Raw genomic sequence first — 25,379 nt, forward strand, 5'->3', positions numbered from 1 at the left:
CCCCACGTCGAGGCCCGAGAACCCCACGTCGCAGGGGCCGCGCGGCGACTCACCACGAGCTCTTGCGGTAATCCTTCAGGAAGATGCCGAACAAGTCTTCGCCCGCCTCGCCGCGCACGATCGGGTCGTACACACGGGCGGCGCCGTCGACGAGGTCGAGCGGGGCGTGGAAGCCCTCCTCGGCCAGGCGCACCTTGGTGAAGTGCGGGCGCTCGTCGGTGATCCAGCCGGTGTCGACGGCGGTCATGAGAATGCGGTCCGACTCGAACATCTCGCGCGCGCTGGTGCGCGTGAGCATGTTGAGCGCCGCCTTCGCCATGTTGGTGTGCGGGTGACCGGGGCCCTTGTAGCCGCGGCCGAACACGCCCTCCATGGCCGAGACGTTGACGATGTATTTGCGGTCGAAGGTGGATGCCGCCATCGCGGGCCGCAGACGGCTGACGAGCAGGAACGGCGCGGTCATGTTGGCCAGCTGCACCTCGAGCATCTCGAGGGGCTCGACCTGGTCGACGTGCTGCGTCCAGCTGTTGATGCGGTCCTCGTCGGGGATGAGTCCGCCCGCGTCAATGGCGGTGCCGGTCATGAGGCGCTCCAGCGACGACGAGCCCGCGGCCATGGCCTCGGCGGTGAGCTCCTCGGCCGTGCGCGCCGCCGAGGCGAGGATCGGGTGCGCCGACACCGACTGCGCGAGCGCGAGCGGGTGCGCGTCGTTGGTGTGTCCGAAGGTGAGCAGCTCGGGCAGCGGGCCGTCCGGAAGCGGTGCCAGTTCGGCATCCACCAGGGGTTTGTACGCCCCCGGCGAGCGCCGCACGGTCTGCGCGGCGTTGTTGATGAGGATGTCGAGAGGACCCTCGGATGCCACCGACTCGGCGAGTCCGATCACCTGGGCGGGGTCGCGCAGGTCGATGCCGACGACCTTGAGGCGGTGGATCCAGTCGGCGCTGTCGGGCAGCGACGAGAAGCGGCGCACCGCGTCGCGCGGGAAGCGGGTGGTGATGGTGGTGTGCGCGCCGTCGCGCAGCAGCCGCAGTGCGATGTACATGCCGATCTTGGCGCGGCCGCCGGTCAGCAGCGCCCGGCGTCCGGTGAGGTCGGTGCGCGCATCGCGCTTCTCGTGGCTCATCGACGCGCAGTCAGGGCAGAGCTGGTGATAGAACGCGTCGACGAGGGTGTAGTCCTCCTTGCAGATGTAGCAGGCGCGCGCCTTGATCAGCTCGCCCGCGAACGGCATCGACGTGCGGGCGGCGAGCGGGATGCCACGGGTCTCGTCGTCGATGCGGTCGGGGGCGCCGGTGGCGGTGGCGGCGACGACGGCGCGATCGGCCTCGGCGATCCGCTGGCGCTTCTCTTTGCGCGACTGCCGCTTGACGTCTTTGTAGAGCTTGCCGGTCTGGCGGCGCAGCGCGATGTAGGCGGGGTCGTCGTGATCGAGCGAGGAGGCGGCGTCGATGACGCGCAGGGCGATTTCGAGCTCGTACGGATCGATCGTGGTCGACCGCGCGGCATCGCGGTCGGGGCTCAGCAGTGTTTCGGGCACGGGGCAGTGTACCGGGGGCTTGCTGAGTGACGAGTGGGCCGGGCGTGTCGCGCTCTGGCGCCGGCCTGTCCCGAACGGTGACGTGCGCCCTGTGCTCGCCGAGCCGCCCTCGCCGCGCGCACACGGCGCAAGTCACCGGGGAACCGAGCGTCGCCGGGGAAACTTGATGACTTGCGCTCTGTACACGCAAAACGTCCCTCGCCGCGTACACACGGCGCAAGTCACCGGGGAACCGAGGGCCGCGGGGACGGTCAAGTCACCGGGGAACCGAGGGTCGCCGGGGAAACACGATGACTCGCGCCCCGTGCACGCGAAATACCCCTCGCCGCGTACACACGGCGCAAGTCACCGGGGGAGGGAGGGCCTCAAGTCACCGGGGAACGGAGGGTCGCCCGGGAAACTCGATGACTTGCGCCCTGTGCTCGCGAAACGCCCCTCGCCGCGTACACACGGCGCAAGTCACCGCGGGAGGAAGGGCCGCGGGGACGCTCACGTCACCGGGGAACCGAGGGCCGCCCGGCAAACTCGATGACTCGCGCCCTGTGCACGCGAAATACCCCTCGCCGCGCACACACGGCGCAAGTCACCGGGGAAGGGGAGGGCGGGCGGGCACGTGAGCGTGAAGCGGGTCGGGGCGGCGACGCCAGCCGGCAGTCGAGGCGGACGACGATCCCGTCACCCGGGGCGGCGTCAGCCCTTGCCGCCGTCGACCCAGCGCGTGTGCGCCTTGAGCGCGTGCAGCACGGCCAGGCGTACGACGACGTACAGAACGCCGCCGACCACCGCGAGGGTGAGCCCCCACGTGAGGATCAGGATGAGCAGGTGCGGTCCGGCGAGTCCCGTGAACATCCGCCGAGCTTAGCCACGCGCGCCGGGCACCCTCAAGGTCCGCCCCCAGGACATGACGCAGCACCGGCCCCGGGCGCCCCTACCCGGGACACCGGGCACTGGGTTGCGACCGCCCGGACTCACCGCGCCGCGACGGCCTCCGCCGGCTCGCGCGCCACCGCGGGCTGCACCCGCGCACGCGACCGGTCGAACCGCAGCAGCCACCGCTGCGCGGGGATCTCGACCAGCTTGTGCAGGGCCCACGCGACGGCCAGCGCGACCGCGAACGCGGCGAGCGCGAGCGGCACCGCCTGCCGCCACGGCAGCTCGGGGTGCCCGTCGGGCCAGCCCGACGACACCGACGCGATGACGAGCAGGTGCACGAGGTAGAACGCGAACGAGACGCGCCCGAGCTCCTGCCAGAGCGGCCGGGCGAGGAAGGTCGAGCGTCCGCGGGCATCGGCGTTGGCGAGGGCCGCAACCAGCAGGGCGTAGAACCCGACCGTGCCGGCGAGACCGGGATGGATGTCGGTGCCCGGCAGCATCGGCGCCTCCGACAGCGCGTACCCGGCGACGGCCAGGGGCAGCGCGATGCTCAAGCGCAACGGCATCCATTCGCCCCTCTTCAGCATCAGGGCGAGGGTCATGCCGAGCACGAACTCGGGCAGACGAAGGAGCGGAGTGGATGCCGACGACAGCACGCCCGGCGCGAAGGCGGCGATTTGCGGGGCCAGGGCGGCGAGCACGAGGGATGCCACGACGACGACGGTCAGCACACGGCTCGACGCCCGCACCAGCGGACGGATGAGGAACGGGAAGCTGAGATAGAAGAACGCCTCGCACACCAGCGACCAGCTGGCGGCGTTGCCCGCCTGCCACCAGTCGGGCACCCATCCGTTGACGAGGAAGACGTTGGCGACCAGCGGCGCGGCGCCGTCGGTGCGGATCTCGGGCACCAGGGTCGCGGCGGCGAGCAGCGCGAGCCCGACGCCCACGAGGTGCAGTGGATAGATGCGCGCGACGCGATGCCACCAGAACGAGCGGGCGGTCTGGCGCGGCTTGTAGCCCCAGGCCAGCACGAAGCCCGAAAGGATGAAGAACAGCGTCACTCCGGTTTTGCCGGCCTCGAACAGCACGCCCCACACGACGCCGGCGTTGCCGCCGAAGTAGTTCACGGCCATGAGGTGGTGGCCGAAGATCAGCATCGCCGTCGCCCAGCGCAGACCCGTGAGCGACGGGAGGGTGCGCACGCGGTCGAGGGGTCCGGGCGCCGTCGCCATCGGAGGCGAGGTCATCGTGGTGGTGATGGTCGCCTCCCGTGTCGCGTGCGAGCGCGACAGCGCACCCGTCGACGACACCGTTGGAGCCGACCTGAGCACGTGGAGTCGCGCAGACCTTCGCCAGAAGATACTCCCCCGTGGTCAGGAAGTTCCTGAAAGCCGTGGGGGTTGACGGCCGGGCGGACGCCACACTGGACGCATGGCCCGACGAACACTCCTGCTCGGTGTCGAGGGCGTGCTGCTGGTCGAGATCGACTCCCCGGCGCGCGCATCGAGAACGGTGCGGCGGCGCTCGGTCCGCGGCTGAGAACACCGCCCCTCGCGCCTGCGCGCCTCAGTCCTGCGCCGGCAGGGCCCGCTGCGCCACGACCCGTCGCGCCTCGACGACGGCCTCGGCGAACTCGGTGTCGGGGTCGTCCATGACGATCGCCGTCGCTCGCGCGTGCGCACTCACCACGTCGTAGGGCGACGCCGCCGCCCGTTCGACGGTGGGCTCGGCGCGGAAGCCGATCGCCGCGAACGCCCGGCTGAGGCTGCGCTGGGTGTCGTGGTCGCCGCGGCCGAACTGGGTGGCGAGCTCCTCGGCGAGCGACTCGTGCGCGTCGTCGGGAACGAGTCCGGATGCCGTGCGCCACGCCGCCCGCGCCACCTCGGGGTGACGGTCTCGCAGCACCGCCGGCGTGATCACCGCGAACGCGGCGGGATCGCCGATCTTCGACAGCGTGTGCAGCGCCTGGCTGCGTGCCTGCGGCACCTCAGAGTTCACCTCGGGCAGCAGCGCCGCGACAGCCAGCGCGGGGTCGTGCCGCGTGAGCGCCCACGTGAGCATGTCGCGCACGAAGAAGTCGCCCTCGACCGCGCACCGGGCGACGAGCTCGGCGATGTAGCTGTCGTCGGGGCGGGTGCCCGCGGCGAGCGCGGCCTGGAGTCGGGCCGACGCATCGGGGTGTCCGAGGGCCGCACGCAGGCGGTCGGCGGGGGTGGTCTCGGTCATGGTGCCTCTAGCGTTCCACGGTGCGGGACACGGCGGGGCGGGCTCAGCGCTTCGTGACGCGCCGCTCGACGAGCTTGCGCGCGACGTCCATGAAGCTCGGCGCGTACTTCGCCCACTCCTGGTCGAGCTTGCGCGGGTCGATCTTGCCGGTGTGCAGCAGTTCGCAGATCTTCATCCAGCTCTCGCCGGTCGCCGCGGTAAGCGCGCCCGCCACGGCGGCGTTGACGACGATGCCGGCGCCCGGAATGAGCTTGAGGAAGCTGGTCGCCAACGCGCGCCCCGCGACCTGCACGCCGAACTGGGCGAGGGCCCCGGCCGAGAGCATCGTCTTCACCTCGAGGTCGTAGATGGCGGCGATGCGCCCCATCATCGTCAGCTGGATCGGCGCCAGCGTGACAGCATCCGAGACAGGAAGCGGAACGGTCGCCGCTCCCGCGGCTGCCGCGGCCGCGGCAGCGATGATCGGGCGAGCCATCTCGCGCTTCCACGGGAGGTTGAGGCGCTGTGCGATGCGAAAGGCATCCTTGTCGCGTTCGGGCGCGAGGGCGAGCGTCTCCGTGACAAGGTCACCGAGGCCGTGCCCCTTGCCCTTCCCGTGCCGGTCGCGCGTCGACGTGAGGATGACCCGCCGATACGGGATGTGCAGCCGCGCGCCCGCCTCGTCGACGGGATCGTTCAGCCAGTCGACGAACGCCTCGACGTCTTTCGCGACACCGCGCTGTCCGGTGATCGGATTCTTGATCCAGTCGACCTTCGTCAGCACGAGGATGACGGGCAGTCCCCGCGCATCGAGCTCGCGGATCATCGCGATGTCGGCGGGGGTGAGTCGGTCGTCGTTCGCCTTCACGCAATACCAGACGACGGATATCTGATGCTCACCGGAATGCGCCGCGATGGCGTCCAGATGATTGCGCAACTGCTGGTCGGGAGGGATGGGAGACCCAATCTCGAAGCCCTCGACGTCCCAGATGCCGAGCGAATCGTCGCTGTAGAACTGCACGCCCCGCGTGACCGGCAGACCGCGGCCGACCTTCGCCCAGTCGCGGCCGAAGACGGCGTTCACGAGCGACGACTTTCCCACACCCGAACTGCCGACGATGGCGAGATTGAATCGTCCGTAACGCGAACGCGCCTCGGACGTCGCCTGGACGAACGCCTTGTCGTCGAGGTCGGGTCCGTCCGCGTTCTTCTTCGCCATGGTGTCGCCTCACAACTCGGATCACGCGCGATTCGCGCTGGACTGCGGATGCCACGAATCTACGGCGCAGCATGCTCGGCGCAGGTTCCCCTTGCGCGCGGGCCATCGCGACCGGAGGTGATTCGGCGAGGGGAGGACGTTCTTCGCGGCGCGCGTCCTCCGCTGCGCGATTCTCCTCCGCTCCGCGATTCCCCTCCGCGTCGAGCGGGCCGCGCCCCGGCAACTCGCCGCTCCGCGCGAAGCAACGTGTCACGGCTGCCGCCGCATCCCCGCCCATCCCTCCCCGTCGCGTGTGAACACGATACGGTCGTGCAGCCGCGACGGTCGCCCCTGCCAGAACTCGATCTCGCGCGGCTCCACGCGATACCCACCCCAGTACGACGGGCGCGGCACGGGCTCGTCGTCGCCGAACCGCCGCGACACCTCGGCCATCTGCTCCTCGAGAAGAGCACGGGATGCCACCGGCTCCGACTGATGGCTCGCCCACGCCGACAGCTGCGAACCGCGCGGGCGCGATGCGAAGTAGGCGTCATCCCGCTCGGGCGGGAGCGGCGTCGCCGTGCCCAGCACGATGACCTGGCGTTGCAGCGCGTACCAGGGGAACAGGATCGACACAGCCGGGTTCGCGGCGAGTGCCCGGCCCTTCCGCGATTCGCGGTTGGTGAAGAACCACAGCGCGCCGTCGTCGTCGATCCCGCGCAGCAGCACCGTGCGCGAGGTCGGTGCCCCGGTGGCATCCACCGTCGAGACCACCATTGCATTCGGCTCGGGGAGATCGGCGGCATCCTGCAGCCACCGCTGAAGAAGTGCGGTGGGGGATGCCGCGAGAGCGGTGTCGTCGAGCTCGTCGAGCGTGTAATCGAGGCGGTGGGCGAGGGGGTTCTCGGTCATCGCGATCCTCCGGCGTGGGTGGCGGGAGGCCCATCGTACGGCCGGGCCATGGCGGATGGCCGGGGATGGCGGACGATGGTGGGCGGACGGCCCCCTCTGGTCGGTGTCGGAGGCCCGGAGTACCCTCATCGCCATGAGCCCCGCCGACCTCTTCCTCCAGTCCGACGCCGCGCTGCGCGAGGTCGTCGACCAGCTCGACCCCGCAGACTTCTCGGCCGCCGTGCCGAAGGAGTGGAGCCAGCTCGAATCGCCCACGCTGCTCGGCATCCTCGGGCGCCACGCCTACGACGAGGCGTGGATCCCCGACGTGATCGCCGGTCGCGCGGCCGCCGACGGCGATCCGTTCGCCGACGTCGACCTGCTCGGCGACGACCCCATCGCCGCGTACGACGCCCTGAACGACGAGGCGACGGCGGCTGTCCGCGCGGGCGACATGGCCGACACCTTCCGATTCACCTACGGCGACTACCCCGCCGCCGAAGGACTCACGCACATGGCGACCTACCGGGCGTTCCAGGCGTACTCGATCGCGAAGCACTTCGGCATCCCGTTCCACCTCTCCCCCGAGCTGATCGCCGGGTTCACCGAGCACGTCGTGCCGCACGCCGACGAATGGCGGCAGTGGGGAGTGTTCCCCCCAGCCATCGAACCCCCGGCGGATGCCGACGACGAGACGCGGCTGCTCTGCACCCTGGGGTTCTGGCAGCCCTGAGAGCAGCCGGGACGAACCGGTCCTGACCGGCTCGGCGCGTCAGAGCGCGTCCGCGGCCTCGCGAAGGCGCGGCACCCTCTCTCCCGCCTCGACCGCGAGATCCAGTCGATTGCGGGCGGAGGGCAACGGGCACACGTAGTGGTCGCTGAAGGCGCACGGCGGCAGGAACGCGCGCGTGAAGTCGACGCGCGTCCGGCCCTCGGCATCCGGCAGGTCGACGCGCAGGAAGCGGAAGCGATACGACTCCCGCCCGCTGGTGGCGTCGGCGAACACGACCGAGAGCGCATCCGCACCCACCGTGGCATCCAGCGTCCGCTCCCGACCGTCGGGCGTCACGAGGTGCAGAAGGCCCGTCGTCGCGGCGAACGATCGATGTCCGTCGACCGACTCGACCTCGCGCGGGGTGTCGACGGGCTCGAAGCGCGCGGTCACCGACCACTCCTCGCGCGGTTCCCACGCGTCGATGCCGGCGACGCGGAGGCGGCTCGCGGTCTGCGGGTCGAACACCCGGAGCGCCGGGGCGCCGTCACGGGCATAGGCGCGCAGCTCCCGCTCACCGTCGGTGAGGATCTCGCCCGCGCGCAATGTGACCTCGTCGCCGATCGGGGTGCCGTCGGCGTCGCGGTACCCCGCCGTCGAGAGACCCGATCCGACGGCGCGGTCACCGTCGCCCCGCCACCGCCCCTCGGCCCCGTCGACGACCCGGGCGTCGGGCGTGAGCCACGCCGTGATCGCGAGCGACGCCACGCCGTGCGGCGCGAGCACCGACCGCTCGCGCGCCGTGTGCCAACGCTCCCACCGCTCGGCGAAGTCCGTGCTCACGAGCTGACCGCCTGCGCGGGCGCGCGCACATCCGAACGAGCCTCCCGCCACCCCTCCTCGACCAGCGGCACCACGTCTTCGAGGAGGATGCGGGCCTTCTCGAGGGTGTCGTCGATCGACGCGGTGACGGGATGGATGCCGAGCACCAGCTCGTCGGTCAGCGCCACGGTGGGATCGGCCAGCAGGTCGTCGGCGAGGGCCCGCGGGTCGCCCCAGGCGAAGTTGTCCGAGAGGAACTGCTCGGCCACCGAGCGGGAGGCGTCCACCCGCCCGATCTGCGCGGCGAAGCTGTTCCAGCGGGAGGCGGTCTCAGCGGCTTCGGCGAGCGCGGCGTCGGTCGTGGGGCCGGGGAACGCGGACCGCGAGGTGATGACGTAAGGGGTTCGGCTGTCGCCCCAGGTCTCGGCGAACACACGGCGGTACTCGGCGACCGAATCGGCCTGGCGCTTCTGGAAGCCCGCGCGGGCTTCGGGCGTGCGCTCGGGCCCGTTGCCGAAGCGCTCGAGGATCAGTCCGATACCGCGGCGGGCGGCGGCGCGGATGCTCTCGATGTTGGAGCTCCCCGCGAACTGCCGCCCCTCGAGTGCGGGCGCCGGCGGCCAGATCGATGCCGAGCCCCCCTCGACGGCATTGCCGTGCAGGCCCCAGCTGAGGGTGTCGAGCTTGGCCTCGAAGGTTCCGTCGCGGTCGGGGCTGTAGGCCTCGAACACGTGGAACGAGTCGCTCGGCACGCCCTTGCCGAGCCCCGCGAGCAGACGCCCCTGCGAGAGGTGGTCGATGACGGCGAGGTCCTCGGCGACCCGCACCGCGTCATCCAGGACCACCGGCAGCACAGCCGTGCCCAGCGCGATGTGCGAGGTGCTCACCGCCGCGGCCCCCAGGAACGCGTAGGGCGAGGGCAGCGCGGCCCAGCCCGAGAAGAAGTGCCGGGTGGCGATCCAGGCGCTGTCGTAACCGAGTGCCTCGAGCCCCTGCACGAGGCGGATGTTGTCGCGGTAGATGCGCGAGAGGTCGTCGTGCTGGTCGAGGTGCGTGATGAATCCGACCCGGAGGCGCTCGCCGAGCGGGCTGTCGGCGCGCGCATCGAGGGTGCTGGGAAGCGGACGAGCGGTCATGAAAGGACTCCTGCGGTTTCGGAACGGATGCCGACCCGCTCGACACTCACGTCGGGCTCGGCGAGACGGTCGGTGTACGGTGCGAGCTCGGAGGGGAGGGCACGGGCGGGGATGCCGCGGTCGACCCACGGCACGGAGGTGCGCGCGGCGTCGGCCTGCAGCTGCGGAAGCTGTTCGGCGAAGAGCTCGATGGACTCGAGCACGTGGGCGTGCGCGACGTGCGGACCCTGGAACTGGATCGCCGTCTCCTCGGTGCCCCCGAACTGCTCGGTCCACTCCCAGATGCGGTCGGCGACCTCGGAGGCCGTGCCCACCGCGAAGCTGAGCTTTTCGGCGATGTCGTCGAAGCTGGCGCTGTCGGGACCTCCACGCCAGTGCGTGCGGAGGTAGATCGCGGCGTATTCGCGGAGGAACTCCACCGCCCGCTCGCGAGCCTGCTGTCGGGTGGGGGCGACGAGCCCGGACCGAAGGTGGATGACCTCCCCATCCGGCACCGCGTCGCGGTACTCGGCGTTGATCCGCAGGCGTTCGGCCAGGGGTAGCGGCCGCGGGATCATCAGGCGCAGGCCGTGCTGGCGGGCCAGCGACACGGCATTGCGCCCGGCCGCCGTCCACAGCAGATCGCGCGCCGGTCGCCCCGCGGGCGGGGAGATCTCGACGTCGCGGAAGGAGTAGAACTGTCCCTCGAAGTCGACGACGCCGTCATCGATCGCCTGACGCAGGATCTCGACGACCTCGCGCGCACGTTCGGGGGCGTCGGCTCTCTCGAAGCCCCAGACGGCCGCGAATTCCTCGTTCGCGATGCCGGTGCCCACGCCCAGGTCGAGACGTCCGCCCGAGAGCGTGTCGACGAGCAGCGCCTGCTCGGCGAGTCGAATGGGGTGGTAGAACGGCGCGCACACGATCGAGGTACCGAGCCGGATGCGGGAGGTGACGCCGCTCAACCGCGCGAACAGGGTGAGGGGATCGGGCACTTCGCCGCGCATGCGGAAGTGATGCTCGGTGACCCAGACACCGTGGTAGCCGAGCTGGTCGCCCAGCACGACCTGTTCTTCGAGCTCACGGTAGAAAGCGGCGGGCGACTGTCCCGGCGAGACGTCGCCGTAGGAGAAGAGATCGATACGAGGCATGGTTCGTTTTCCGTGAAGGGATCGAGAGGAGCCGGGGCGACGTCGAGACGCCGCCCCGGCAAAGAGGGATTAGGGCGCGAGCCAGACGTCGTAGAACGAGTCGGTGTAGCCGACCTTGTCGAACTTCCAGCCCTGCACGGCGGAGGTCGTGCCGACGATCTTCTGGGGGATGTAGAGCGGCACGGCGTAGCCCTCGTCGAGGATGCGATGCTGCACCTCGTGCGCGGCATCGATGCGCTCCTGCGGGTCGAGACTCGACGAGATCACCCCGTACGCCGCGTCGATGGCCGGGTCGCTCACGAGGCCGTAGTTGATGCCCGACCCGCCGCCGGACGACGGGATGGCCCGGGTGGTGAACGGCACGACACTCGTCCCTACGTCGGCGAAGCCGCGCGAGGCGTCGGCGAGGTTGTGCTCGCCCTTGGTCAGCTCGGTCGTGAACGATGCGGTGTCGTACGGCTTGCGCACAACGTCGAAGCCGGCTTTCTTCAGCGACGACGCGATGGCCTCACCGAGCTGCTGACGCTGGTCGGTCTGCACGTACAGGCTGTCGACGGCCCACTGCACGGTGAGGCGCTCGCCGTCCTTGACGCGATAGCCCTCAGCATCCACCGCGGTGTACCCCGCCTTCTTGAGCAGCGACTCGGCTTGGTCGAGGTCGTATCCCCACGAGCCGACGAGCGACTCGTCGAACGCTCCCTCGGGAGGGGTGCCCGGGAGCGTGGTCGACCACGCCTTCTGGTACACGCCGCCGTACACGCCCTGGAGGAGTCCGTCCACGTCGATCGCGGAGCGGAAGGCCAGACGCACGTCGCGGTCGTCGAACGGGGCGATGTTCGGGTTGAGCGCGAGGTAGTAGGGCGTGCCGGTGTTGTCCTGCTGCAGCACGGTGTCTCCCGCGGCTTCGACCTCGGCGATGTTCAACGGCGGTACCTGATCGACCGCGTCGGCCTGGTCGGAGGTGAGGGCTCCGATGCGCGCCTGCGGCTCGGGCACGAACTGGACGACGACTTCGTCGAGGTAGGCGGCGCCGGTGTGGCCCCAGGTCTCGGGCGCCCAGTCGTAGGCGTCGTTGCGCTCGAGCACGAGCTTGCTGCCCTTGGTGTACTCGGCGACCTTGAAGGGGCCGGTGCCGATCGACAGCAACGGATTGCTGCTGAGTTCAGCGGGCGTGTGCTCCGTGAGCACCACGCCGGAGTAGATCGGCCAGTGCGGGGTGGAGAACGCGTGGATGAGTGCCGCGTTCGGACGCGACAGCGTGACCTTCAGGGTGTTCTCGTCGACCACCTCGGTCGCGGCGATGCCGGTGGACACGGTGGCGAGGTCGGGCTCGTTGAGCGGGCGGTCGATGTTCTGCTTCAGCACCGCCGCGTCGAAGGGACTGCCGTCGTGGAAGGTGACGCCCTCGCGCAGGTCGAAGGTGTAGGTCAGGCCGTCGTCGCTGATCTCCCACGACGTCGCCAGGCCCGGCTTGTAGGTGCCGTCGGCATCCTGGGCGACGAGCGTGTCGAAGATCGAGCTGTTGATCGAGTTGACGTTCAGGCTCGGGATGCGCTGGCCGTCCCACACGGGCGGTTCGGTGTTGGCGAGGTAGGTGAGCGTGCCTCCCGACACCGGATCGGCGGGGACGTCTGCGCTCGGCGCGGAGGCGCCGCCGCCGGCGCAGGAAGAGAGCAGCAACGCTGCGGCCACGGCGAGCGCCGGGGCGATGAGGCGAGTTCTACGGGACATGAGGTTCTTTCTCGGGCTGTGTCAGGGTCGGGTGAGGAGAGTGGGGATCGCTCGGATGAGTTCCCGGGTGTACGGATGCCGGGGGTCGTCGAAGACCGTGTCGACAGGACCGGATTCGACGATCCGGCCGCTGCGCATGACCACCACGTCGTCGGCGACGTGGCGCACCACCCCCAGGTCGTGCGAGATGAACAGCAGGCTGATGCCGAGCTGCGCGCGCAGGTCGGCAAGCAGGTCGAGCACCTGCGCCTGCACGGAGACGTCGAGCGCCGAGACGGGCTCGTCGCACACCAGAACCTCGGGCTCCACGGCGAGCGCCCGCACGATCGCGACGCGTTGGCGTTGTCCGCCGGAGAGGGTGAGCGGATGCCGCGACAGCAGGCTCGCATCGAGCCCGACCTGCTCCAGCAGGCTCGCCGCTCGTTCCCGGCGGTCGCGACGAGCCACCCCGGCCTGTGCGAGCGCCTCGGAGACGATCGCCTCGACGGTGTGACGAGGATCGAACGAACCGAGCGGGTCTTGGGAGATCACCTGGATGCCATGGCGGCGGGGGCGGCGGAGGCGCTCGGGGGCCGGAACCCAGGGGGTGCCGTCGAGGTCGACCGAGCCGGCGTCGGGGGTCGTGAGACCGAGCACGATCCCCGCGACGGTCGACTTGCCCGAACCCGACTCGCCCACCACACCCAGTGCGGAGCCCCGGGCGAGGGCGAACGACACGTCGTCGACGGCGCGCAGGCGGCCCCCGTCGGGACGGCGGTAGGTCTTGGTGAGCCCGTGCGCCGTCAGCACAGGAGCGGGCGGGCGGGCACCCGCTGCGGCGGTGGTATCGGCGCCGGGGGCCGCAACGGCGGGGGCCTCGGCGCGCAGGGCCGTCCGCCCAGCCGGGCGGGCACGCGGGGCGGGCGCGAGGGAGACGGATGCCGCACCCGAGAGGCGCTCGCCGCGCGTGCGCCCCGAGGGGATGGCGGCGATGAGACGCCGCGTGTACGAATCGGTGGGAGCGGTGAGCACCTCGCGCGGGGCACCGCGCTCGACGACGCGGCCATCCTTGAGCACGAGGATCTCGTCGGCCAGTTGCGCCACGACCGCGAGGTCGTGGCTGATCAGCAGCAGCGCGGTGCCGGCCTGGCGAACGCGACCGAGCAGCTGCAGCACCTGCCGCTGCACGGTGACGTCCAGGGCGGTCGTCGGCTCGTCCGCGATGAGCACGCGCGGAGAGGCGGCCAGGGCGCTCGCGATCAATGCACGCTGGCGGAGTCCCCCCGACAGCTCGTGCGGGTACTGCGCCGCCCGCAGTTCCGGTTCGGGCACGCCGACGTCGGCGAGCAGACTCAGGGCCCGTGCGCGGCGGGCGCGGCCCGTGGCATCCGAATGGACCCGGACCGCGTCGGTCACCTGCGAGCCGATCCGCACCAGCGGGTCGAGCGAGACCAGGGCGTCCTGGAGCACGAGAGCCACGTCTCCCCCGCGGACGCGCCGCCACTCGCGCTCGGAGAAGGAACGCAGGTCGGCACCGTCGAGGCTGAGTTCGTCGGCCTCCACGAGCGATCCGGGCCCGACCAGGCCGAGCAGGCTGCGCCCGGTAACCGACTTGCCCGACCCCGACTCGCCCACGAGCGCGACGCATCGTCCCGGCTCGAGGTCGAAACTCACGCCCTCGACCGCCGGGGCGTCGCCGAAGCGCACGCTCAGATCGCGGACACGCACCAGCGGGCGGCTCACAGCGAGCTCCGTCGGGAGACGTAGCGCTGCTGCGCCCAGCGACCCGCCACGGTGATCGCCACGACCGTCACCGTGATGCAGAGTCCGGGCCAGATCGACAGCGCGGGCGCGATCGAGAGGTACTGCCGTGACTCGGCCAGCACGAGGCCCCACTCCGGGGTGGGAGGAACGGCACCCAGCCCCAGGAAGCTGAGGGCGGCACCGAAGATGATCGACACACCGACCCCGAGCACCGCGTTCACGAGAACGGGCCCCAGGCTGTTGGGCACCACGTGGCGGGCGATCAGGCGCAGCGGCGACAGCCCGAGCGTCACGGCGCTGCCCACGTAGTCCGACTGGCGCACCTGCAAGACCTGCGAGCGCACGAGACGCGCGGAGCCCGGGATGCGCCCGAGTCCGACCGCCCAGATGACGCTGGCCTGGCCGGGTCCGAGGACGGCGATCGCGACGAGGGCGACGAGCACCTCGGGGAAGGCCAGCAGCACGTCCAGCCCCCGCGAGACCACGCGGTCGGTGATGCCGCGCGCGTAGCCCGCGATCACCCCGAGCAGGATGCCACCGGCGACGGCGATCACGGTGGCACCGACGCCGAGCGAGAGCGAGTACCACGCGCCGTGGACGAGCCGGGAGTAGAGGTCGCGTCCGAGTTGATCGGTGCCGAGCCAATGCTCGGCGCTCGGTGGAGCGAAGGCGTCGGCCGGGTCGCTGGCGAGCGGATCCTGCGTCGCGAGCAGACCGGGGGCGACAGCCGCCACCACCAGCACGCCGATGACGGCGAGGGCGACCACGACGCCGACGGGGACCCGCTCGCGGCGGGCGGGCGCCGTTCGGGCGGTGAGGCTGAGCGTCATCGGTTCCTCCGGAGCCGGGGGTCGAGAAGGGGGTAGAGCAGGTCGACCAGCGTGTTCAGCACGATGAAGACGAAGGCGGCGAAGATGACGACGCCCATCACGAGCGGAATGTCGCGGTCCTGCAGGGCATCGACGGCGAGCCGCCCGATTCCGGGGCGCGCGAAGAGCGTCTCGATGACGGCCGTCCCGCTGAGGAGCGACCCGACGATGACGGAGCTGAGGGTGAGGGCGGGCAGGCTCGCGTGACGCAGCACGTGGCGCGAGCGCACGGCACTCTCACCGAGGCCGCGTGAGCGCAACGTCGTCACGAAGGGCTCGTGCAACGCGTGCTCCATCCGCTCGCGGAGCACCTGCGTGAGCACGCCGATGAGCGGGACCGCGAGGGTCACCACCGGCAGCACGAGGGAGGCGGGGCCGTCGCCGCCGAAGGCGGGCACCCACCGCAGACCGAACGAGAACACCGTCATGAGGACGATGCCCAGCCAGAACGACGGCGTCGACACGGCGATGAGCTCGAACCCCTGCGCGAGCAGCCGCGCGACGGGCCGCCGCCCGCTGGTGGCCAGCGCGAGGACGACGGATGCCACGATGGCCACGACCATGGCCCACGCCGTCAGTTCCGCGGTCGCGCCGAGCTCCGCCCACAGGGCCTCGGTCACCGGGACGCCGCGTTGGTAGCTCACGCCTAGGTCGCCGCGGGCGACACCCGCGAGATAGGAGAGGTACTGCACGAGGACGGGCTGATCGAGTCCGTACCGCTCTGCGACGGCGGCGCGCATCTCGGGGGTGACATCCTGGATGCCCGCCATCAGCTTGTCGAGCGGGTCGCCGGGGATCAGCTTCACGGCGAGGAACGTCAGGGTCGCGGCCGCCCACACGACGAGGACGATGTCGACGAGCGTGCGCAGGACGGCCCGAGCCGCCGTGCGACCGCGGGAGCCGCGGCGCTCGTCCGCGACCTCGGCGATCTCGTCGTCGACGAGCTGCGCGGTGGTCGTCTCGAGGGTCACGATCCCACCCGCCGTCGTCCCCCCGCATCCGCGAACTCCCGGGCGACGTCCGCGCGCAGGTCTTCGTCGGCGAGGAAATCGGCCGCCGCGCCGGCGAGGGCGATGGCGGCGTCCACGAGTGCGTCGAACGCCGCCGGCTGCACGGTGGTCTCGGCGAAAGCCGCGTTGTGCGGCAGAACCCCCGGGGCTCCCCCGAGACCCAGCGACGGGTGGATCGACGGGACGAACCAGCTCACGTTCCCCATGTCGGTCGACGGACCGCCCTGACGCGGAACGCGCGACCGCAGGGGCACGACGCGTCCGCGTCGTTCCACGGCCGCCGCCCAGCGGGTCGTCAACGCGACGTTCGGCCGCAGCGGCAGGTAGGGCGGCGCGAAATCGAGGTCGAGGTCGAGCCGGGTTCCCGTCGACAGCGCGGCGGCTTCGAGGATGCCGACCACCCGTTCCACGAGGACGTCGAGGGTGTCGATGTCGTCGGAGCGGATGAGGAACTCCGCCGACGCGCGTTCCGGGACGACGTTGGCCGCCGCACCGCCGTCGGTGATGATCCCGTGGATGCGGTCGACGGGCAGGATGTGCTGGCGCAGCAGGGCGATCGACTGGTACGCCGTCACCACGGCATCCAACGCGTTCAGTCCGAGATACGGACTCAGCGCAGCGTGCCCGGCCCGGCCGTGGTAGGTCGCGGTGAGGCGTCGCACGCCGCTCGTACCCCCGCCGAGGATCGGGCTGACGTCGTTCCCGGTCGAGGGGTGCACCATGCCGGCGGCGTCGACGTCGTCGAAGCCCCCGGCGCGCAGGATGAGCTCCTTGCCGCCACCGCCCTCCTCCGCGGGCGCGCCGATGATGCTCACGCGGCCGTCGCCGATGGCATCCGGAACCGCCAGGAAGGCGCCCGCCGCGATCGCGGCGATGATGTTGTGTCCGCACGCGTGCCCGATGCCGGGGAGCGCGTCGTACTCCGCGATCAGCGCGAAGTGCGGCCCGGTCGACCCGCGGGTGGCGCGGAACGCCGTCGGAAGGCCGAAGGCGGCTCGTTCGACGGCGGCGCCGTGCGTGTCGAGCAGGTCGGCGATGCGGGCGGCGCTGCGCACCTCCTCGAACCCCACCTCGGGATGGGCGTGCAGGTCGGTCGCGAGGGCGATGAGCTCGGGGCGCAGGGCCTCGACGCGCTCCGCGATCGCGGCGTGCACGCCCGGCGCGGCGCCGCGGTGGTCACGACGCGGCGTCTCGTCCGCGACCGCACGGGCACGGCGGCGACCCCAGTCGGTGTAGACGTCGAGGGGATCGACGGGGTGCGTCACGGTCATCGTTCGTCCTTCGAGTGGCGGGGGTCGAAGACGGTGTCGCCGAGCACGTCGTCCACGAGCGCGGTCACCCGACCGAGGTTCTCGACGTCGAGGCGGAGCCCCGCGGAGCGCGCATTCGAGCGCAGGTGTGCGGCCGATCGGCTGCCCACGACGGCTCCGGCCCCCGGCAGGGTCGAGAAGATCCAGGCGAGCGCGACCTGCGGGCCGTCGAGGCCGAGAGGACCGCCGATCGACGCCAGGCCCTCGAAGAGCGCTCGGTGGCGGTCTGCGGCGATCCCGCGTCCGAGCAACGGCCAGTAGGCCAGGAACGGGATGCCACGCACCTCGAGCGTGCGGGCGAGTTCTGCGTCTCCACGAGCGGCGACGTTGTAGAGACTCTGGACGGCGGCGAGATCGGGCTCGAGGGCGAGCACGTCTTCGAGCTGCGACGCGGTGGGCTGACTGACACCGATGTGCCCGATGAGGCCCTGCGTTTGCAGCTGCTGGAGGGCGCCGAGCTGGTCGGCGAGAGGGTAGTCGGGGTCGATGCGGTGGAGGTAGACGAGGTCGATCCGCTCGCGGCGCAGCCGGAACAGGCTCGCGTGCACCTGCTGGCGGAGGTAGTCGGGTCGGCCGAGCACGCCCCATTCACCCGGTCCCGGGCGCAGCATCCCGACCTTCGTGGCCACGAGCACGTCGTCGCGGTCGCCGATGACGTCGCCGATGATCTGCTCGCTCACGGCCGGACCGAGCGCGTCGGCGGTGTCGATGTGATCGATGCCCGCCTCCAGGGCGGCACGGAGGATCCCACGAGGCACCTCGAGGTCGCGCGGGACGCCCCATCCGTCGCCCGCGGTGAGCCGCGCACCGCCGAGGGCGAGGCGCGACACGCGGCGGCCGGCGATGACGAGGCGGTCGGCCACGGACGAATCGGGCAGGGCGGAGGGCGGGGCGAGGGTCACGGGAATCCTTCGAGGGGTCGGGTGAGCCATGACGCTAGGGGGGACGACGCGGGGCGTCGATGGGGCGCCGTCACGAGAGGTCAAGGCGCGTAACCCGACGTCAAGAACGGTCATGTTCCGCATCGCACTTGCGAGCGCCAGCGTCGCGAATACCCTGCTGACCTGGCCCGAATGTGCGCTTAGCGGCCTTCTCTTTCGTCATGACGAATCGTGACCGACGGTTCGAGGACCGACCCGTCTCCGTGGTGGGGTGGAACATCCTGTCTCGCCCGCCGCACCACGGCGCCCCTCTGGAGTTCACATGCCCCGACTCACCCGCATAGCCGTCCCTTCGGTCTCGGCCCTCGCCGTGGTCGCCCTTCTCGCCGGGTGCTCGGCGACCGCGACGTCGACGGGTCCCGACGCCGGCACCGAGCCCGTCAGCGGCGGCACCCTCACCTATCTGGAACCGCAGACGTGGACGACGCTGTACCCACCGTCCGCGGGCTTCTACCCCAACGGCGGCATCGTCAACAACATCACCGACCGCCTGCTGTACCAGAACCCCGACACCCTCGAGCTCGAGCCGTGGATCGCCACCGACTACACGGTCAACGCCGACGCCACCGAGTACACGTTCGATCTGCGCACCGACGTCACCTACTCCGACGGAACGCCGCTCACCGCCGCCAACGTCGTCAAGAACATCGACCTCTACGGCAAGGGCGACAAGGACCGCGCCCTGCCGATCTCCGAGGCGATCAACAACTACGGCGGCGGCGAGGTCGTCGACGACGACACGGTCGTCTTCCGCTTCACGGCCCCCTCGCCCGGCTTCGCGCAGGCCGTGTCGACCATCAACTCGGGGCTGCTGTCCGACGCGAGTCTCGACCGGACGAGCGAGGAGTTCGGTCCCGGCAACGCGAAAGAGATCATCGGCAGTGGCCCGTTCGTCATCTCCGACGAGCAGATCAGCACGCAGACCAGCGTCACCGCGCGCGCAGACTACAACTGGGCTCCCCCGTCGCTGACGCACCAGGGCCCGGCGTACCTCGAGGGCATCGACTACATCGTCGCCGCCGAGAACAGCGTGCGCGTCGGCACGGTCGTCGCGGGCCAGGCCGATGTCGCCCGCAACATCCCCGCGCCCGACGAGGCGCAGTTCGCCGGCGGCTCGCTGTCGCTGCACGCGGCGGCCACCAACGGTGTGAACAACGGCCTGAGCTTCCGCTTCCGCGAGCCGCGACTCGAAGACGTCCGCGTGCGCCAGGCGATCATCGCGGGTATCGACCGCCAGAAGATCGTCGACACCCTCTTCACCGCCAACTACCCGCTTGCCACCGGCGCGCTCGCCAAGACCGCCCTCGGCTACGTCGACACGTCGTCGTTCTACACCTACGACCCCGATGAGGCCGCCGCGCTGCTCGATGAGGCCGGGTGGACGCTCGGCGCCGACGGCATCCGCGAGAAGGACGGCGAGAAGCTCACCCTCGCGTTCAACGAGGCGCTGCCCCAGCCCCGCTCGAAAGAGGTCGTGACGCTCATCCAGGAGCAGCTGGGCAAGCTCGGCATCCAGGTGTCGCTGTTCGCGGGCGACATGGCCGCCCAGACGAAGGCCTCCACCGATCAGAGCACGATCCAGGTGTACCACTCGATGGTCGGCCGCGCGGACTTCGATGTGCTGAAGTCGCAGTACTTCTCGAAGAACCGCAACACGCTGCTCAACCTGAACCCCGCCGACGGCTCGGTCGGCGACCCGCAGCTCGACACGCTGCTGTCGGCCATCGCGTCGGAGCCCACCACGCCCGAGCGCCAGGCGGCGTCCGAAGCCGCGCAGCAGTACCTCGCCGAGAACGCCTACATCCTGCCGATCTTCGAGGAGCCGCAGGTGTTCGGCCTCACCGCCAAGGTGCAGGGCTTCGACACCGAGTCGGTCGGACGCCCGTCGTTCTACTCAACCTGGCTCGCCGGCTGAGTCGCGCGGAATCGCGGTCCACGGAGAATCCATGTCGTACGTCCTTCGTCGTGTAGGTCAGGCCGTCCTCGTCCTGGTCCTGGCCTACACGGCGGCCTATCTGCTGCTGGCCGCCCTGCCGGGCGACGCCGTGCTCGCCCGCTACGGCAGTCCCGAGCTCGGTTTGACGCCCGATCAGATCGAGGCGATCCGCCAGTCGTTGGGCGCCGACCAGCCGCTGATCGTGCAGTACGTGCGCTCGATCGCCGGCTTCCTGACGGGCGACTTCGGCTACTCGGTGGCCAGCGGCGCGGCGGTGTCCGACCTCATCGTCACCGCCCTGCCGCCCACCCTGACCCTCGCCGTGCTGGGGCTCGCCCTGGCGGTCGTGCTCGCGGTGACGATCGCGTTCACCGCGACCTACGGGGGCGGCCGCTGGCTGCGGCGCGTGTTCCGTGGCATCCCTCCGCTGTTCGTGTCACTGCCGGTGTTCTGGATCGGGATCATCCTCATCCAGGTCTTCTCGTTCCGTCTGGGTCTCGTGCCCGTGATCGGCGCCAACCCGGCGCAGGCGCTGATACTGCCCGTCATCACCCTGGCGATCCCGATCGCCGCCCCGCTGGCGCAGGTGCTCATGCGCTCGATCGACGAGGTTCGGGAGCAGCCGTTCGTGACGGTGGTGCGCGCGCGCGGCGCGAGCACGTCGTGGCTGCTCTGGCGCAACGTCGCCCGCAACGCGGTGCTCCCCACCCTGACCATGGCCGGCCTGCTGTTCGGCGAGCTCGTCGGTGGGGCGGTGGTCACCGAGACCGTGTTCGCCCGCGCCGGCATCGGGCAGCTGACGGCGCAGGCCGTCGCCGACCGCGACACCCCGGTGCTGCTGGCGGTCGTGGTGATCTCGACGGTCGCGTTCGTCGCGATCAACCTCATCGTCGATCTGCTCTACCCGGTGCTCGACGCGCGGCTGCGCACCGCGGCCTCCGCCCGGAGGGGCGCGACGGATGCCACCGAGCGCGCCGTGGACGAGCTCGTGGATGCCGAAGTGGGCGGTCCCACCCGCGACATGTCCCGTGGAGGCACCGCATGACCGTCTCGCCCCCCGTGGCACAGCGCGACGCGATCGCCGAACCCGGCGTGGGCCGGGTCCGGTGGCGCGATCTGTGGTCTCGCGTCGGCTTCGTCATCCCCGCGCTCGTCGTGGTCGTCGCCCTGCTGTGGGCGGTGTTCCCGGGCCTGTTCACCGCCCAGAGCCCGACCGAGACCGCGGCCCTCGCGCTGCAGCCGCCGAGCGCCGAGCACTGGTTCGGCACCGACGCGACCGGCCGCGACCTCTACGCGCGCGTCGTCTACGGCTCCTCGCAGTCGATCATCGGCGCCCTCATCGCGGTGCTCGTGGGCCTCGTGGTCGGTACCGCCATCGGTCTGGCCGCCGGGGCGATCCGCGGCGCCGTCGACGAAACGCTCATGCGTATCGTCGACGTGCTGCTCGCGATCCCCGCCCTGCTGCTCTCGCTCGCCGTCGTCATCCTGCTCGGGTTCGGCACCACGAGCGCCGCGGTCGCGGTCGGCGTCACCTCGATCGCCGTCTTCGCCCGGCTCGCGCGTTCGCGGGTGGTGAGCGTGCGCGTCACCGATTTCGTCGAGGCGGCCTACGGCTCGGGCGGCACGTTCTTCGGCGTGCTGTGGCGGCACATCCTGCCCAACTCGCTGACGCCGGTGATCGCCCTCGCCGCGCTGCAGTTCGGCTCCGCCATCCTGCAGATCTCCACCCTCGGCTTCCTCGGCTACGGGGCACCGCCGCCGACGCCCGAGTGGGGTCTGCTCATCGCCGAAGGCCGCAACTACGTCGCCACCGCGTGGTGGCTCACGGTGCTGCCCGGCCTCGTCGTCGTGCTCGTGGTGCTGTCGACCAACCGTCTGAGCCAAGCCCTTCGGGGAGGGGATGCCGCGTGAGCACCGAGCCACTGCTGTCGATCCGAGACCTCCAGGTGCGCTACCGCGCCCGCCGTGGCGACGTCGAGGCCGTCCGCGGCGTCTCGTTCGACGTCGAGGCGGGCTCCGTCACCGCCCTCGTCGGCGAGTCGGGGTCGGGCAAGAGCACGGTCGCGCAGGCCGCGATCGGCCTGCTCGCCGCCAACGGCCGCGTGTCGGGCGGCAGCATCCGTCTCTCCGAGCGCACCGACGGCGTGACCGACCTCGTCGGCCTGCCCGAGCGGCGCTGGCGTCACCTGCGCGGTCGGTGCATCGCCCTCATCCCGCAGGACCCGGGGAACTCCCTCAACCCCGTCGCGACGATCGGGTGGAGCGTCGGCGAGGCGCTGCGCATCCACGGCTCGACCGACCGCGTCAAGATCCGCGCGCGCGTGCTCGATCTGCTCGAGCGCGTGGGCATCGACGACCCCGAGGCCCGGGCGAAGCAGTACCCGCACGAGCTGTCGGGCGGTATGCGCCAGCGCGTGCTGATCGCCGCCGCACTGGCTCTCCGCCCCGAGCTGATCATCGCCGACGAGCCCACCAGCGCCCTGGACGTCACGGTGCAGCGCACGGTGCTCGATCTGCTCGACGAGATCCGCACCGAGACGGGCACGGGCATCCTCTTCATCACGCACGACCTCGCCGTCGCAGCCGACCGCTCAGACTCCCTCGTCGTCATGCGGCGCGGCGTGGTGGAAGAGGCCGGCCCCACCGCCGAGGTGCTCGCGGCCCCCTCCTCGCCGTACACGCGTACGCTCCTCGCCGACGCGCCGTCGCTCGCCCGCGTCGTGGAGCGGGCGGCACCGGATGCCACGACCCTCACCGCCGAGCCCCTGGTGCAGGTCGCGGGACTCACGCAGGAGTTCCGCCGGCCCGGCCGAGCCCCCCTGATCGCCGTCGACGACGTCTCGTTCACTGTGGCGCGGGGGACGACGCACGCGATCGTCGGGGAGTCGGGATCGGGCAAGACGACCACCGGTCGCTCGATCGCGGGATTCCACCGCCCCACCGCCGGGCGCATCGGCGTGGCGGGCACCGAGGTCACGGCACTGGCCGGTGGGCGCGCCCGCCGCGCCTTCCACCGCACCACCCAGTTGGTGTACCAGAACCCGTACGCCTCGCTCGATCCGCGGCAGAGCATCGCCGAGATCCTCACCGAGCCGCTGCGCAACTTCGACATCGGTTCCCGCTCCGAGCGCGCCGAACGCGCCGCACACCACCTCGAACTCGTCGCCCTCGACCCCGACCTCGCCACCCGACGTCCGCGGGAGCTCTCCGGCGGCCAGCGGCAGCGCGTTGCCATCGCGCGGGCGCTGATCGTCGAACCGCAGCTCGTCGTCCTCGACGAGGCGGTGTCCGCCCTCGACGTGACGGTGCAGGCGCAGATCCTCCGCCTGCTCGCCCGCCTGCAGACCGACCTGGGGCTGACCTACGTCTTCATCTCGCACGATCTCGCTGTCGTCCGCCAGATCGCCGACACCGTCTCGGTGCTGCAGCGGGGCCGTCAGGTCGAGCACGGGCCCGCCGCCCGCCTCTTCGACGACCCGCAGCACGAGTACACACGGCAGCTGCTCCAGGCCATCCCGGGTGCTTCGCTGCGCGCGCACCTGTCGTCCGAGAGCCCGGATGCCATTCCTTCCACGGCCCACCCCAAGGAGGTCCTCCGATGACCGGCCCCCGCCTCGGATTCTTCAGCCGCGTGCTCGAGACCGCGTCCGCAGCCGACCGCTACCGGTTTGCGGTCGAGCAGATCGCTCACGCGGAACGCAGCGGCTTCGCCTCGGCCTGGCTCGCGCAGCACCACTTCGGCGAGACCGAAGGAGGCCTCCCGTCTCCCTTCGTGCTCCTGGCCGCCGCGGCCGAGCGCACGAGTCGCATCGCCCTGGCGACCGGGGTGGTGACGCTGCCCCTCGACGATCCGCTCCGCGTCGCGGAGGACGCCACAGTGCTCGACCAGCTCAGTGGGGGTCGCGTGCAGCTGGGGCTCGCCACCGGAGGCACCCCGGCTTCGTTCGCCGCGTTCGGACGCGAGTCCGACCGCCGCCGCGAGATCTTCGCCGACCACTTCGACGTGCTGCTCGACGCGCTCGAGGGGCGTGGCATCCGGGGATCCGACTCTCAGCTCTACCCGAGCGGCGGCGACCTGTCGGCGCGCATCTGGCAGGCGACGTTCTCGGTCGACGGCGGTCGCCGTGCGGGCGTGCGCGGTGACGGGCTCCTGCTCTCGCGCACGCAACCGCGCAGCCCCGAGGCACCCGGTGCTCCCCTGCACGACCTCCAGCTGCCGATTATCGCGGCCTACAGACAAGCGCTGCCCCCCGGCGCACCGGTGCGCGTGCTCGCCTCGCGCACCGCCCTGGTCGTCGACCCCGAGAACCGCACCCGGGCGCTCGAGCTGGCCGGCGACGGCCTGCGCCACCTCGCGCGCACGGTGCTCGCGATCGACACCGACAGGGTCGGGCTCGACGAGCTCGTGCGACTGACCGATACCCACGTCGGCACGGTCGACGAGGTGGTGGCCTCGCTCTCGGCCGACGAGACGCTCGCCGACGTCAGCGACGTGTCGTTCCAGGTGCACTCGATCGCCGCGCCCCACGAGCTCACCCTGCGCTCGCTGGAGCTGCTGGCCGCAGAGGTCGCGCCCCGACTCGGTTTCGACGTCGGGCCGGATGCCGCCGACGCCCTGCGCCACGCCCACCACTCACTCGCCACCACCGCCGTGGAAGGACCCGCATGAGCACGCCCCCCGCCGACATCATCGATCTGCTCGCCGGTATCCGACCGGGCGACGCACTCGACACCGTCCGCTCCGGCCGCCCCCAGGCGCGCGAGAACGCCCAGCGCAGCTTCGAGGCCCTCCTCGAACCGGCCGTCCCGGGCGAATTCTCCCTCGCGGAGCGCTACGCCGTCGCGCTGTTCGTCTCGACGCTGCACGGTTTCGCCGCCGCGACGGAGTTCTACGGCGACCTGCTCGGCGACGAGGCGGCGGAGCTCGTCCCCGTCGTGACCGAGGCCGCGGCCGCGGCGAGCGCCCCGGGCCCGTTCGGCCAGTACCGCGAGCCGGGCCTCGCGGCCGAGTCCACCGACGGTGCGCGGTGGAGCCCCGAAGCTGGCGTGACCAAGGGTCTCGGCATCCGTCTGTCCGCTGCCCTCGCGCACGCGCATCTGCTGGTCGTGCGCCCGCGCGAAGCGCGTCCCGACGCGTTAAAGAGCCTCGTGGATGCCGGGTGGAGTCCGGATGCCATCGTCTCGCTGTCGCAGCTCGTGGCGTTCCTGACGTTCCAGCTGCGGCTCGCCTGGGGGCTGCGCGTGCTCGCCGCGGCTCCGGCTCCCGTGGACGCGCACGCCGCCCACGCATCGCCGTCCCCCGCCCGCGCCTCGCTCGCCGAAGGAGTCTGAG

The 25,379-nt window shown here is 71.3% G+C and carries 22 protein-coding genes; 7 read left to right on the forward strand and 15 right to left on the reverse strand.

Annotated features, from left to right (window positions below; all coding sequences use genetic code 11):
• Positions 1–49: 49 nt before the first annotated feature.
• From AS029_RS07080 to pdxH, 6 genes are all read right to left on the reverse strand, one after another.
• Positions 50–1,537, reverse strand: coding sequence for an SDR family oxidoreductase (locus AS029_RS07080; RefSeq protein ID WP_058231880.1), 1,488 nt, complete (start codon positions 1,535–1,537; stop codon positions 50–52).
• Between the two features lie 690 nt (positions 1,538–2,227).
• Positions 2,228–2,386 carry a hypothetical protein gene (locus tag AS029_RS17535; protein ID WP_167345235.1) on the reverse strand — a complete coding sequence of 53 codons (159 nt, stop codon included), beginning with the start codon at positions 2,384–2,386 and terminating at the stop codon, positions 2,228–2,230.
• Between the two features lie 119 nt (positions 2,387–2,505).
• Entirely contained in the window at positions 2,506–3,723 is a 1,218-nt protein-coding gene (locus tag AS029_RS07085; RefSeq protein ID WP_058231881.1) for an acyltransferase family protein, read from the reverse strand.
• Between the two features lie 256 nt (positions 3,724–3,979).
• The gene (locus tag AS029_RS07090; RefSeq protein WP_058231882.1) at positions 3,980–4,639 is read right to left on the reverse strand and encodes a HEAT repeat domain-containing protein; all 660 of its coding nucleotides are present in this window, start codon (positions 4,637–4,639) and stop codon (positions 3,980–3,982) included.
• Positions 4,640–4,682: 43 nt separating this feature from the next.
• On the reverse strand, positions 4,683–5,837 hold the full coding sequence (locus tag AS029_RS07095) for a GTPase family protein (RefSeq protein WP_058231883.1): 1,155 nt from the start codon (positions 5,835–5,837) through the stop codon (positions 4,683–4,685).
• Positions 5,838–6,086: 249 nt separating this feature from the next.
• On the reverse strand, positions 6,087–6,728 hold the full coding sequence (gene pdxH / locus AS029_RS07100; protein WP_058231884.1) for a pyridoxamine 5'-phosphate oxidase: 642 nt from the start codon (positions 6,726–6,728) through the stop codon (positions 6,087–6,089).
• A gap of 133 nt (positions 6,729–6,861) precedes the next feature.
• Here pdxH and AS029_RS07105 point away from each other — a divergent pair, with 133 nt between their 5' ends.
• The gene (locus AS029_RS07105; RefSeq protein WP_058231885.1) at positions 6,862–7,440 is read left to right on the forward strand and encodes a DinB family protein; all 579 of its coding nucleotides are present in this window, start codon (positions 6,862–6,864) and stop codon (positions 7,438–7,440) included.
• A gap of 39 nt (positions 7,441–7,479) precedes the next feature.
• Here AS029_RS07105 and AS029_RS07110 read toward each other — a convergent pair whose 3' ends face one another.
• The 9 genes from AS029_RS07110 to AS029_RS07150 all read right to left on the reverse strand — a co-directional run bounded on the left by AS029_RS07110 (position 7,480) and on the right by AS029_RS07150 (position 18,072).
• Complete coding sequence (locus AS029_RS07110; RefSeq protein WP_074615890.1) at positions 7,480–8,262, reverse strand: DUF1684 domain-containing protein; 783 nt, start codon at positions 8,260–8,262, stop codon at positions 7,480–7,482.
• A complete protein-coding gene (locus tag AS029_RS07115) occupies positions 8,259–9,377 on the reverse strand; it encodes an LLM class flavin-dependent oxidoreductase (RefSeq protein WP_058231887.1) in 1,119 nt (372 codons plus the stop codon). The genes AS029_RS07110 and AS029_RS07115 overlap by 4 nt, the downstream gene beginning before the upstream one ends.
• Positions 9,374–10,507: an LLM class flavin-dependent oxidoreductase gene (locus AS029_RS07120; RefSeq protein ID WP_058231888.1), complete on the reverse strand. Its 1,134-nt coding sequence runs from the start codon at positions 10,505–10,507 to the stop codon at positions 9,374–9,376. Before AS029_RS07120 ends, AS029_RS07115 begins: the two co-directional genes overlap by 4 nt.
• A gap of 69 nt (positions 10,508–10,576) precedes the next feature.
• Entirely contained in the window at positions 10,577–12,238 is a 1,662-nt protein-coding gene (locus AS029_RS07125) for an ABC transporter substrate-binding protein (protein ID WP_058231889.1), read from the reverse strand.
• A 21-nt stretch (positions 12,239–12,259) separates the two neighbouring features.
• On the reverse strand, positions 12,260–13,960 hold the full coding sequence (locus AS029_RS07130) for a dipeptide ABC transporter ATP-binding protein (protein WP_058231890.1): 1,701 nt from the start codon (positions 13,958–13,960) through the stop codon (positions 12,260–12,262).
• Positions 13,957–14,811: an ABC transporter permease gene (locus tag AS029_RS07135; protein WP_058231891.1), complete on the reverse strand. Its 855-nt coding sequence runs from the start codon at positions 14,809–14,811 to the stop codon at positions 13,957–13,959. Before AS029_RS07135 ends, AS029_RS07130 begins: the two co-directional genes overlap by 4 nt.
• Positions 14,808–15,821 carry an ABC transporter permease gene (locus AS029_RS07140; RefSeq protein ID WP_228375899.1) on the reverse strand — a complete coding sequence of 338 codons (1,014 nt, stop codon included), beginning with the start codon at positions 15,819–15,821 and terminating at the stop codon, positions 14,808–14,810. Before AS029_RS07140 ends, AS029_RS07135 begins: the two co-directional genes overlap by 4 nt.
• The gene (locus AS029_RS07145; protein ID WP_082642202.1) at positions 15,818–17,131 is read right to left on the reverse strand and encodes an amidohydrolase; all 1,314 of its coding nucleotides are present in this window, start codon (positions 17,129–17,131) and stop codon (positions 15,818–15,820) included. The genes AS029_RS07140 and AS029_RS07145 overlap by 4 nt, the downstream gene beginning before the upstream one ends.
• Positions 17,128–18,072 (reverse strand): aldo/keto reductase, encoded by a 945-nt coding sequence (locus AS029_RS07150; RefSeq protein ID WP_058231892.1) that lies wholly within the window; start codon positions 18,070–18,072, stop codon positions 17,128–17,130. The genes AS029_RS07145 and AS029_RS07150 overlap by 4 nt, the downstream gene beginning before the upstream one ends.
• Positions 18,073–18,373: 301 nt before the next feature.
• Here AS029_RS07150 and AS029_RS07155 point away from each other — a divergent pair, with 301 nt between their 5' ends.
• The 6 genes from AS029_RS07155 to AS029_RS07180 are packed head-to-tail and all read left to right on the forward strand — an operon-like array spanning position 18,374 to position 25,378.
• The gene (locus AS029_RS07155; RefSeq protein WP_058231893.1) at positions 18,374–20,026 is read left to right on the forward strand and encodes a TIGR04028 family ABC transporter substrate-binding protein; all 1,653 of its coding nucleotides are present in this window, start codon (positions 18,374–18,376) and stop codon (positions 20,024–20,026) included.
• A gap of 31 nt (positions 20,027–20,057) precedes the next feature.
• The gene (locus tag AS029_RS07160; RefSeq protein ID WP_058231894.1) at positions 20,058–21,092 is read left to right on the forward strand and encodes an ABC transporter permease; all 1,035 of its coding nucleotides are present in this window, start codon (positions 20,058–20,060) and stop codon (positions 21,090–21,092) included.
• The gene (locus AS029_RS07165; protein ID WP_058231895.1) at positions 21,089–21,958 is read left to right on the forward strand and encodes an ABC transporter permease; all 870 of its coding nucleotides are present in this window, start codon (positions 21,089–21,091) and stop codon (positions 21,956–21,958) included. Before AS029_RS07160 ends, AS029_RS07165 begins: the two co-directional genes overlap by 4 nt.
• Positions 21,955–23,649: a dipeptide ABC transporter ATP-binding protein gene (locus AS029_RS07170; RefSeq protein ID WP_058231896.1), complete on the forward strand. Its 1,695-nt coding sequence runs from the start codon at positions 21,955–21,957 to the stop codon at positions 23,647–23,649. Before AS029_RS07165 ends, AS029_RS07170 begins: the two co-directional genes overlap by 4 nt.
• Complete coding sequence (locus AS029_RS07175) at positions 23,646–24,716, forward strand: putative FMN-dependent luciferase-like monooxygenase (RefSeq protein WP_058231897.1); 1,071 nt, start codon at positions 23,646–23,648, stop codon at positions 24,714–24,716. The genes AS029_RS07170 and AS029_RS07175 overlap by 4 nt, the downstream gene beginning before the upstream one ends.
• A complete protein-coding gene (locus AS029_RS07180) occupies positions 24,713–25,378 on the forward strand; it encodes a CMD domain protein (protein WP_058231898.1) in 666 nt (221 codons plus the stop codon). The genes AS029_RS07175 and AS029_RS07180 overlap by 4 nt, the downstream gene beginning before the upstream one ends.
• The last annotated feature ends 1 nt before the right edge of the window (position 25,379 follow it).

It is taken from the genome of Microbacterium enclense, assembly GCF_001456955.1.
Lineage (GTDB): Bacteria > Actinomycetota > Actinomycetes > Actinomycetales > Microbacteriaceae > Microbacterium > Microbacterium enclense.

Excerpts from the sequence above, each read along its gene's own strand:
- AS029_RS17535 (WP_167345235.1), bottom strand. The coding sequence starts at position 2,386 with ATGTTCACGGGACTCGCCGGACCGCACCTGCTCATCCTGATCCTCACG.
- AS029_RS07090 (WP_058231882.1), bottom strand. The coding sequence starts at position 4,639 with ATGACCGAGACCACCCCCGCCGACCGCCTGCGTGCGGCCCTCGGACAC.
- AS029_RS07095 (WP_058231883.1), bottom strand. The coding sequence starts at position 5,837 with ATGGCGAAGAAGAACGCGGACGGACCCGACCTCGACGACAAGGCGTTC.
- pdxH (WP_058231884.1), bottom strand. The coding sequence starts at position 6,728 with ATGACCGAGAACCCCCTCGCCCACCGCCTCGATTACACGCTCGACGAG.
- AS029_RS07105 (WP_058231885.1), top strand. The coding sequence starts at position 6,862 with ATGAGCCCCGCCGACCTCTTCCTCCAGTCCGACGCCGCGCTGCGCGAG.
- AS029_RS07115 (WP_058231887.1), bottom strand. The coding sequence starts at position 9,377 with ATGACCGCTCGTCCGCTTCCCAGCACCCTCGATGCGCGCGCCGACAGC.
- AS029_RS07120 (WP_058231888.1), bottom strand. The coding sequence starts at position 10,507 with ATGCCTCGTATCGATCTCTTCTCCTACGGCGACGTCTCGCCGGGACAG.
- AS029_RS07125 (WP_058231889.1), bottom strand. The coding sequence starts at position 12,238 with ATGTCCCGTAGAACTCGCCTCATCGCCCCGGCGCTCGCCGTGGCCGCA.
- AS029_RS07135 (WP_058231891.1), bottom strand. The coding sequence starts at position 14,811 with ATGACGCTCAGCCTCACCGCCCGAACGGCGCCCGCCCGCCGCGAGCGG.
- AS029_RS07145 (WP_082642202.1), bottom strand. The coding sequence starts at position 17,131 with ATGACCGTGACGCACCCCGTCGATCCCCTCGACGTCTACACCGACTGG.
- AS029_RS07155 (WP_058231893.1), top strand. The coding sequence starts at position 18,374 with ATGCCCCGACTCACCCGCATAGCCGTCCCTTCGGTCTCGGCCCTCGCC.
- AS029_RS07160 (WP_058231894.1), top strand. The coding sequence starts at position 20,058 with ATGTCGTACGTCCTTCGTCGTGTAGGTCAGGCCGTCCTCGTCCTGGTC.
- AS029_RS07165 (WP_058231895.1), top strand. The coding sequence starts at position 21,089 with ATGACCGTCTCGCCCCCCGTGGCACAGCGCGACGCGATCGCCGAACCC.
- AS029_RS07175 (WP_058231897.1), top strand. The coding sequence starts at position 23,646 with ATGACCGGCCCCCGCCTCGGATTCTTCAGCCGCGTGCTCGAGACCGCG.
- AS029_RS07180 (WP_058231898.1), top strand. The coding sequence starts at position 24,713 with ATGAGCACGCCCCCCGCCGACATCATCGATCTGCTCGCCGGTATCCGA.